This is a genomic window from Belnapia sp. AC561, assembly GCF_979252845.1.
Window position 1 is genome coordinate 1 of record NZ_CEEDBP010000527.1, and the last position, 232, is coordinate 232.

Here is a 232-nt window from a genome sequence, read left to right on the forward strand (position 1 = left end):
GCTGCGCACGCTGTCCAGCATGGCGGGGATGCGGGCGACATCGACGCCATCGGGGATTTCCAGGGCCGCGAGCTGGGCATTCTCCACGACGGTGGCGAGCAGGTTGCGGAAGACCAGGTCGGCCGCGGACTCCAGCCGCCCGGGCTTCGGCTGCTGCTCGGCCAGGATGCCTTCCTGGAAGCGGCGCCGGGCCGCATCGGCCGCCGTGCGCTCGGTGAGGTCGGTGAAGAGG

Annotated in this window: 1 protein-coding gene; it reads right to left on the minus strand. The window is 72.0% G+C overall.

Translation table 11 applies throughout. From position 1 onward, the window contains the following. Window positions 1-232, minus strand: a 232-nt coding sequence (locus AC0IW9_RS32125) for a hypothetical protein (protein WP_471652323.1), incomplete at both ends; no start/stop codon positions are given.